The 7,409-nt window shown below is 73.3% G+C and carries 7 protein-coding genes; 5 read left to right on the top strand and 2 right to left on the bottom strand.

The features are described 5' to 3' along the window. Nucleotides 1–128: 128 nt before the first annotated feature. Together ACIPWA_RS15675 and ACIPWA_RS15670 are read right to left on the bottom strand one after the other, a co-directional pair. Nucleotides 129–1,421: a multidrug effflux MFS transporter gene (locus tag ACIPWA_RS15675; protein WP_400291480.1), complete on the bottom strand. Its 1,293-nt coding sequence runs from the start codon at nt 1,419–1,421 to the stop codon at nt 129–131. Nucleotides 1,422–1,646: 225 nt separating this feature from the next. Next, nucleotides 1,647–2,429 (bottom strand): LLM class F420-dependent oxidoreductase, encoded by a 783-nt coding sequence (locus ACIPWA_RS15670; RefSeq protein WP_056653280.1) that lies wholly within the window; start codon nt 2,427–2,429, stop codon nt 1,647–1,649. A 207-nt stretch (nt 2,430–2,636) separates the two neighbouring features. Here ACIPWA_RS15670 and ACIPWA_RS15665 point away from each other — a divergent pair, with 207 nt between their 5' ends. The 5 genes from ACIPWA_RS15665 to ACIPWA_RS15645 all read left to right on the top strand — a co-directional run bounded on the left by ACIPWA_RS15665 (nt 2,637) and on the right by ACIPWA_RS15645 (nt 7,170). Continuing rightward, nucleotides 2,637–3,323, top strand: coding sequence for an LmeA family phospholipid-binding protein (locus ACIPWA_RS15665; protein ID WP_400291478.1), 687 nt, complete (start codon nt 2,637–2,639; stop codon nt 3,321–3,323). Between the two features lie 10 nt (nt 3,324–3,333). Further along, entirely contained in the window at nt 3,334–4,509 is a 1,176-nt protein-coding gene (locus ACIPWA_RS15660) for a winged helix DNA-binding domain-containing protein (RefSeq protein ID WP_400291477.1), read from the top strand. Between the two features lie 71 nt (nt 4,510–4,580). Continuing rightward, a complete protein-coding gene (locus ACIPWA_RS15655; RefSeq protein WP_056764310.1) occupies nt 4,581–4,970 on the top strand; it encodes a MerR family transcriptional regulator in 390 nt (129 codons plus the stop codon). Between the two features lie 51 nt (nt 4,971–5,021). After that, nucleotides 5,022–6,071 carry an aldo/keto reductase gene (locus ACIPWA_RS15650; protein ID WP_400291474.1) on the top strand — a complete coding sequence of 350 codons (1,050 nt, stop codon included), beginning with the start codon at nt 5,022–5,024 and terminating at the stop codon, nt 6,069–6,071. A gap of 169 nt (nt 6,072–6,240) precedes the next feature. Next, the gene (locus ACIPWA_RS15645; protein ID WP_400291473.1) at nt 6,241–7,170 is read left to right on the top strand and encodes an ABC transporter substrate-binding protein; all 930 of its coding nucleotides are present in this window, start codon (nt 6,241–6,243) and stop codon (nt 7,168–7,170) included. The last annotated feature ends 239 nt before the right edge of the window (nt 7,171–7,409 follow it).

The following is a 7,409-nucleotide window of genomic DNA, read 5'->3' as shown; positions in this document are numbered from 1 at the left end:
GCCCGGCCACTCATTGCGGGGCCCCCCGGGGGCGGGGCCGGGGCGGCCGGGGGGCCCCCCCCCCGGGCTCCCCGCGGGGGTTGGGCGGGGGGGGGGGGGGGGCCCCCCCCCCCCCCACTTCTGACAACTCAGCGGGGCTCGCCGACGGAGGCCGGCGCCGGGAGGGCAGGAGCCGCCTCGGCGGCCTCGACCACGGCCTCGGCCGCCGCGACGACCCCGAGCTCGGAGGCGTCGGAGACCACGATCGGCGCGTCGCCTGCCGGCGCGGCCCGCAGCGAGCGCGTCAGGCTCAGCAGGAGCAGGCCAGCGACCGAGATGACGCCGAACATGACCGCGGCCATGGTGATCGTGACGTCGCCGCCGATCAGCCCGGTCAGCGGCGCGATGCCCGCGCCGACGCCGAACTGCATGGCCCCCAGCAGGGCTGCCGCACTGCCGGCCCGGTGCGCGTTGCGCTCGAGCGCGACCGCCGGGACCGAGGGCATGACGAACCCGGCCGTGCCCAGGGTCAGGACGATGAGGGCGACCAGGACCGGGAGCCCCGCGCCGCTCAGGGTCGCGGCGAGCAGCCCTGCGGAGAGGACCATGCCGACGGGCACGATGACGCGCAGGATCTGCTCGGGCGTCACGCGCCCGACGAGCGCGCCGTTGACCTGGCTGCCGATCGTCACGGACACCGCGCCCGCGCCGAAGATGATCGCGTACTGCTGGGCGCTCAGGCCGAACTGCTCCTGGAACACGAACGTCGACGCGGAGATGTACGTGAACATCGCGGCCATGTAGAACCCGCCGAGCAGCGCGAGGCCGAAGAACGACCAGTCGCGCACGAGCGAGCCGTACGAGCGCAGGGCCGCCGATGTGCCGCCCGTCCGCCGCATCTCGGGGGGCAGCGACTCCTTGAGCCGCAGGGCCGCGAGGACCAGCAGCAGCACGCCGAACACCGCGAGGGCGACGAACATCAGACGCCACGAGCCCATGCGCAGGAACTGGGCACCGATCGTCGGAGCCAGGATCGGGGCGACGCCCACGACCAGCATGAGGCGCGCGATGACCTTGCCGACCTGGAAGCCCTCGAAGTTGTCGCGCACGATCGCCATCGACAGGACCATGCCGGCCGCGGCCGTGAGGCCCTGGACGAACCGGAGCGCGGTGAGCATCTCGACCGACTGGACGAACACGATCCCGACCGAGGCCAGGACGTAGAGCGAGAGGGCGGACAGCAGCGGGAGGCGGCGCCCGATCGCGTCGGAGAGCGACCCGATGAGGAGCTGACCGAGCGCGAGGCCCGCGAGCGTCGCGGTCAGGGTGAGCTGGATGCGGGACTCGGTCGTGCCGAGCTCCCGCACGATCTGCGGGAAGGCCGAGAGGTACAGGTCGATCGTGAGCGGGCCGATCGCCGTGAGCGCCGACAGGAGCAGCACGAAGCCGACGGTGATGCGCGTGCCGCGGGTGGGTACGGAAGCCGACGGGGCCGACGGTGCTGACAGGTGGGAGACCGCGCCGGAGGTGGACGACGCTGGTGGTGGGGTGGCCATGACTGCGGCAACCCTCGCCGCCGGGCCGTTGTTCCCGGACGGCGTACGGCGTCCGGTGGCTGAGACGGGGCGCAGCCACCGCGTGCGCGGCGCGCCCCGTCCTGCTGGAGGTCAGCCCTCGGCGCGCGCGTCGCGCCAGGCGACCCACTGCTCGACGAGCGAGAGGTCGTAGTCGGGGCCGCTGACCCCGACCGTCAGGAGCGTCGCGCCGAGGCCCACGAGCTCGTCGCCCACCTCGGCAGGCGGACGGTTCACCGCGACGGACCGCTCGACGAGCGAGGCCGTGTCGCGCCCGACGGCGGCGCCGTGCTCGTCGAGGATCGCGCTCTTGCGGGCGAGCGTCTCGGCGTCGCCGAACGAGTGCCACGCGGTCGCGTGCTCGGCGACGATGCGCAGGGTCTTGCGCTCGCCCCCGCCCCCGACGAGGATCGGGATCTCGCGCGTGGGCGCCGGGTTGGACGCGGCCCAGCGGGCCTTGATGCGGGGGAGCGCGTCGGCGAGGTCCGCGATGCGCGAGCCCGCCGTGCCGAACTCGTAGCCGAACCGGTCGTAGTCCTTCTCGAACCAGCCCGCGCCGATCCCGAGGATCAGGCGGCCGCCCGAGATGTGGTCGACCGTGCGGGCCATGTCCGCGAGGAGCTCGGGGTTCCGGTAGCTGTTGCACGTGACGAGCGCGCCGATCTCGACCCGGCTCGTCTGCTCGGCCCACGCGCCGAGCATGGTCCAGCACTCGAAGTGCTTGCCGTCGGGGTCGCCGCTGAGCGGGAAGAAGTGGTCCCAGTTGAAGATCACGTCGACCCCGGCGTCCTCGGCACGGGCCACCGCGTCACGGATCTGGGGATAGTCGGCATGCTGGGGCTGGAGCTGGACACCGATGCGCACGGGACGAGTCATCCATTCAGCCTAATCGGCGCGACCTGGGGCGTGCCGCCGCGAAGGCAGCGAACCAGGAGGACCCGGACAGCGGCGCCCGGCGTCGGCGGTGGACGCGCACGACTGGGCGACGGCACCACCACGCAGCTGCCCGCCGTGAGCGACACCGCAGGTCACGGATCCGCATCGTCCGAGGCAACGCCCAGCCTCGCCACCTACTGTGGGCGGATGAAGCGATGGTGGTGGTTGATCGGCGGGCTCGTCGTCCTGGTGCTCGTGCTCGTCGTGGTCGACCGCGTCGCGGTGCGCGTGACCGAGGGGGCCGCGGTCCGGTCCATGGAGCAGGGGGACGTCGAGCTCACGGACGCGAACCTCGACATCCAGGGCTTCCCGTTCCTGACGCAGGTGGTCGGCGGCGAGCTCGAGCACGTCACCGGGACGGCCGCGACGGCGACGTTCGGCGGCTACACCGTGTCCGACCTGCACATCGACGCCCGCGGCGTCTCGACGCGCGACCCGTACGTCCTGCAGTCGGGCACCGCGACGGGGCTGCTCGCACCGTCCTCGCTCGACGCGGTCGCGAGCGAGGCAGCGGGGTCCCCGGTCACGTTCAGCACCGACGGGAACCTGCTCGTCGCGAGCATGTCGGTCCTGGGCGTCGACCTCTCGGCCCGGCTGACGCCGCGCGTCGACGGCAACACCATCGCGGTCGACGTCGCGGCCCTGACCCTGGGGCCTGCGACGATCACGATCTCCGACCTCCCTCGCCCGATCGCGAACCTCGTGACCAACCTCCAGGTCCCGCTCGACCTCCCGACGGGCGTCACGCTGACCTCGGTCGGGGTCACCGACGGCGCGATCCGCGTCGAGCTGAGCGGGACGGACGTCGCGCTCGCGGACCTCGCGGCGTCGTGATCCCGGGGCGGTGAGCGGCGTGGTCGGCGAGGGAGCAGGGGCGACGCCGCCCGGCGCAGACACGGTCGTCGCGACCCGGCTGGGTGCGCACGGCCTCCGGGGAGCCGGCCTCCCGAGCCTGCGCGACGTCGTCGGGCACCTGGGCGCCGTCCAGTCGCAGGAGTTCCACCCGTCCCTGTGGGGGATCGCGCAGCGCGCGGCGGGGACGCCGTCCGCGGCGTCCGCGCGCGAGGCGTTCTCCGCGGGGGACCTGCTGCGCACGCACGTCCTGCGCCCCACGTGGCACACCGTCCTGCCCGACGACGTCCGCTGGCTCCTGCAGCTCACCGCGCCCCGGGTGCACCGCCTCAACCGTCCGTACTACCCGGACCTGGGCGGGCCCGCGCAGGACGCGGTCGCGACCGACCTGCTCGCCGAGGCCGTCGCGGGCGGCCGGCACCGGACCCGGGCCGAGCTCGCGGAGCTGCTCGCGTCGCACGGGCTGCCCTCGACCGGCATCCCGTTCACGTACATCCTGATGCGGGCCGAGCTCGACCGGGTCGTGATCAGCGGCGCGCTGCGCGGCAGGCAGCAGACGTACGCGGCGTTCGACGAGCGTGTGCCCGCCGGCTACGGGCCCCTCGGGGCGACGTTCGACGAGGACGAGGCACTGAACGAGCTCCTGCGGCGCTACCTGCGCAGCCGGGGGCTCGCGACGGTCAAGGACTTCGCGGGCTGGTCGGGCCTCACGATGACCCGTACGCGGGAGGGGCTCGCGGCGCTGGGCGGCGAGGTCGAGCAGGTCGTGGGCGCCGGGGACGAGGCGACGGGGCTGGTCATGTGGCGGCTGGTCGACGGCCCGCCCCTGACCGCGGCCGCGGGGGACGGACACGTCGACCTGCTCCAGGGGTACGACGAGTACTTCGTGTCGTACAAGGACAGCCGGGACCTGGCCCGCGACCCGCTCTCGGTCGAGGCCCCCGCGGTCCTGCCGCTCCGGCTCCCCGGCACGGAGGAGTCGCCGTTCCTGCACGTGATCGCCGTGGACGGCCGGGTCGTGGGGCGGTGGCGGCACGTGCTCACGGCGCGCACCCTGCGGCTCGACACCCAGCTCTTCCGGCCGCTCGTCCGGGCCGAGCAGCGCGGGTTCGAGGTCCAGGCGGAACGCCTCGCGGCGCACTGGGGCGTCGAGCACGTGCCGTCCTGACCGGTGCCCGGTCCGACAACAGCACCCCTGCACCCGGCACCCGCACGGCGCCGCCGTGGCACGCTGGACCCATGACCGCTCTCGCCCCGGGAACGGCGCTGACCATCGCTGAAGCGGCCGCGTCGTCGGGCCTCACCGTCCACACCCTGCGCTACTACGAGCGCGACGGGCTCATGCTCGACGCGGTCGAGCGTGCCCCGTCCGGGCACCGGCGCTACACGCCTCGTGACCTCGACTGGCTCGTGCTCCTCACGCGGCTGCGCGGGACGGGCATGCCGATCCGCGAGGTGCGCGCGTACGCGGACCTGGTCCGCGCGGGCCAGGGCAACGAGGCCGAGCGGCTGCGTCTGCTGCACGCGCACCGCGAGCGCGTGCGCGCCGAGCTCGCGTCCGTGCAGGAGCACCTCGCGGCGATCGAGCGCAAGATCGACGTCTACGAGGGGCGGACCGGGGACCGCTGACGACGGCCGTCCTCTTGACCTCGAGCGCACTCGAAGTCGCACGCTGGAGTCATGACGGACACCACCGCAGCTCGGCACCTTCCCACCCACACGCTCGGCAGCACCGAGAACGGGACACTGCTCGAGGTCGGGGCCGTGGGCCTCGGCTGCATGGGCATGTCGGCCTTCTACGGCGCGACGAGCGGCGAGGGCTCGACCACCGACGAGACCTCGATCGCCACGATCCACCGCGCGCTCGACCTGGGCGTGACCCTCCTCGACACGGCCGACATGTACGGCCCGCACACCAACGAACGCCTCGTGGGCCGCGCGCTGCGCAGCTCGGGCGTGGCCCGCGACGACGTCGTGATCGCGACCAAGTTCGGGATCTCCCGAGCCGGGGCGAGCGCGGGCGACCGGACCATCGACGGACGACCCGAGTACGTGCGCCAGGCCGTCGACGGCAGCCTGCAGCGGCTGGGCCTCGACCACATCGACCTCTACTACCAGCACCGCGTCGACCCCGACGTGCCCATCGAGGACACCGTGGGCGCCATGGCCGAGCTCGTCCAGGCGGGCAAGGTCCGCCACCTCGGCCTGTCCGAGGCCGCGCCCGAGACCATCCGGCGCGCGCACGCCGTGCACCCCCTCACCGCTCTCCAGACCGAGTACTCGCTGTGGTCGCGCGACGTCGAGGCGCAGATCCTGCCGACGCTGCGCGAGCTGGGCATCGGGCTCGTCCCGTACTCGCCCCTCGGGCGCGGCTTCCTCACGGGGACCATCTCGTCGGTCGACGGGCTCACCGAGGACGACTACCGCAGGACCAACCCGCGTTTCGTGGGCGACGCGCTCGACGCCAACCTCGCGCTCGTGGCCCAGGTCCGTGCGCTCGCGGCGGAGCGAGGCATCACGGCCGGGCAGCTCGCGCTCGCCTGGGTCCTGGCGCAGGGGCACGACGTGGTCCCGATCCCCGGCACCAAGCGGGTGCAGTACCTCGAGGAGAACGTCGCCGCGGTGGCCGTCGAGCTCGCTCCCGAGGACCTCGCGGCGCTCGACGCGGTGCTCCCGGCCGGGGCCGCGGCGGGTGACCGGTACCTGGACATGTCGCCGCTGGACGGCTGACGAAGGGCTGATCGGGTGCGTGCCGACCGAGGCGTCGGGCCCACCCGGGGGCGCGGCGCGGTCGGGTGGGCCAGGGCTAGGTGCCGAACCGAAACCCTTACGTGACGCGAGCGAGACGTATCGCCCCTAGAGTGGCGCGCCACGACGTCCCCACCCGATCGGAGCTCTCATGCGCAAGATGCCTCTCCTCGTCGCCCTCACGGCCGCGGCGACCCTGGCCCTCACGGCCTGCACCGACGCCTCGCAGCCCACCGACTCCCCATCGACCGGTTCCGCGGGCGAGACCTCCACGGCAGCTCCCTTCGACCTCACGTCGGTCCAGAAGGACGACGCGGCCGCGGCCCTGCTGCCGGCCGACATCGCGAGCGCGGGCAAGCTCGTCGTCGCGTCCAACACGGAGTACGCACCTGCCGAGTTCATCGACGCGGACGGCCGGACACCGGTCGGCTACGACATCGACATCATCACGGCCGTGGGAGCGGTCCTGGGGCTCGAGGTCGTGATCGAGTCGGCCGACTTCCCGGCGATCATCCCGGCGCTGGGCAGCAAGTACGACGTCGGCATCTCGTCGTTCACCATCACGACCGAGCGCATGGCCGAGGCGAACATGGTCAGCTACTTCAACGCGGGCGAGGCGTTCTCGGTCCAGAAGGGCAACCCCAAGGACGTCGACCTGGCGAACATCTGCGGCCTGACCGTCGCGGTGCAGACCGGCACGGTCGAGGACGAGGGCGCCGACGAGATCAGCTCGACGTGCGTCGAGGACGGTGAGCAGCCGCTCGAGGTCCTGCGCTACGACAACCAGGCCGACGCGACCACCAACCTCGTGGGCGGCAAGGCCGACATCATGTACGCCGACTCGCCCATCGTGTCCTACGCGATCGAGCAGACGAACGGTGAGATCGAGCAGATCGGCGACGTGTTCGACTCCGCGCCCCAGGGGATCGTGACCGCGAAGGCGGACACCGAGCTCGCGGCCGCGATCCAGGCCGCGCTCACGGTCCTCATGGAGGACGGCACGTTCACCGACATCCTGGCCTCGTGGGGCAACGACGCGGGGGCCCTCGACGAGTCGGTCGTCAACCCGCCGGTCTCCTGAGCAGAGCGAGGTAGGCGAGCGCGGTACCGGTCGAGAGGTGCCAGGCCCGACGGCGGTCGAGCAGCTCCACGGAGCTGCCCGGCCGCCGTCGGGACCGGCATCCGGGCCGGTGCCCGGCGCGCACCCGGCTCCCGGAGCCCGGGCCGGAACGGCGTCGTTTTGCCAGTCGGGGCGCCCGCGCGGGAAACTGGGAGGGCAACGGTGCGGCGCCGCTCCGTGCTGCCCGCGTTGCACGGTGT

Origin of the sequence: Oerskovia enterophila (genome assembly GCF_044748475.1) — a bacterium.
Lineage (GTDB): Bacteria > Actinomycetota > Actinomycetes > Actinomycetales > Cellulomonadaceae > Oerskovia > Oerskovia enterophila.
The sequence above is the reverse complement of the archived record's forward strand: the minus strand, read 5'-3'. Positions and strand labels throughout refer to the sequence as shown.

Bases quoted from the DNA above. Each gene is read 5' to 3' on its own strand.
- ACIPWA_RS15670 (WP_056653280.1), bottom strand. From the start codon at position 2,429: ATGACTCGTCCCGTGCGCATCGGTGTCCAGCTCCAGCCCCAGCATGCC.
- ACIPWA_RS15650 (WP_400291474.1), top strand. From the start codon at position 5,022: ATGACGGACACCACCGCAGCTCGGCACCTTCCCACCCACACGCTCGGC.
- ACIPWA_RS15655 (WP_056764310.1), top strand. From the start codon at position 4,581: ATGACCGCTCTCGCCCCGGGAACGGCGCTGACCATCGCTGAAGCGGCC.
- ACIPWA_RS15665 (WP_400291478.1), top strand. From the start codon at position 2,637: ATGAAGCGATGGTGGTGGTTGATCGGCGGGCTCGTCGTCCTGGTGCTC.
- ACIPWA_RS15645 (WP_400291473.1), top strand. From the start codon at position 6,241: ATGCGCAAGATGCCTCTCCTCGTCGCCCTCACGGCCGCGGCGACCCTG.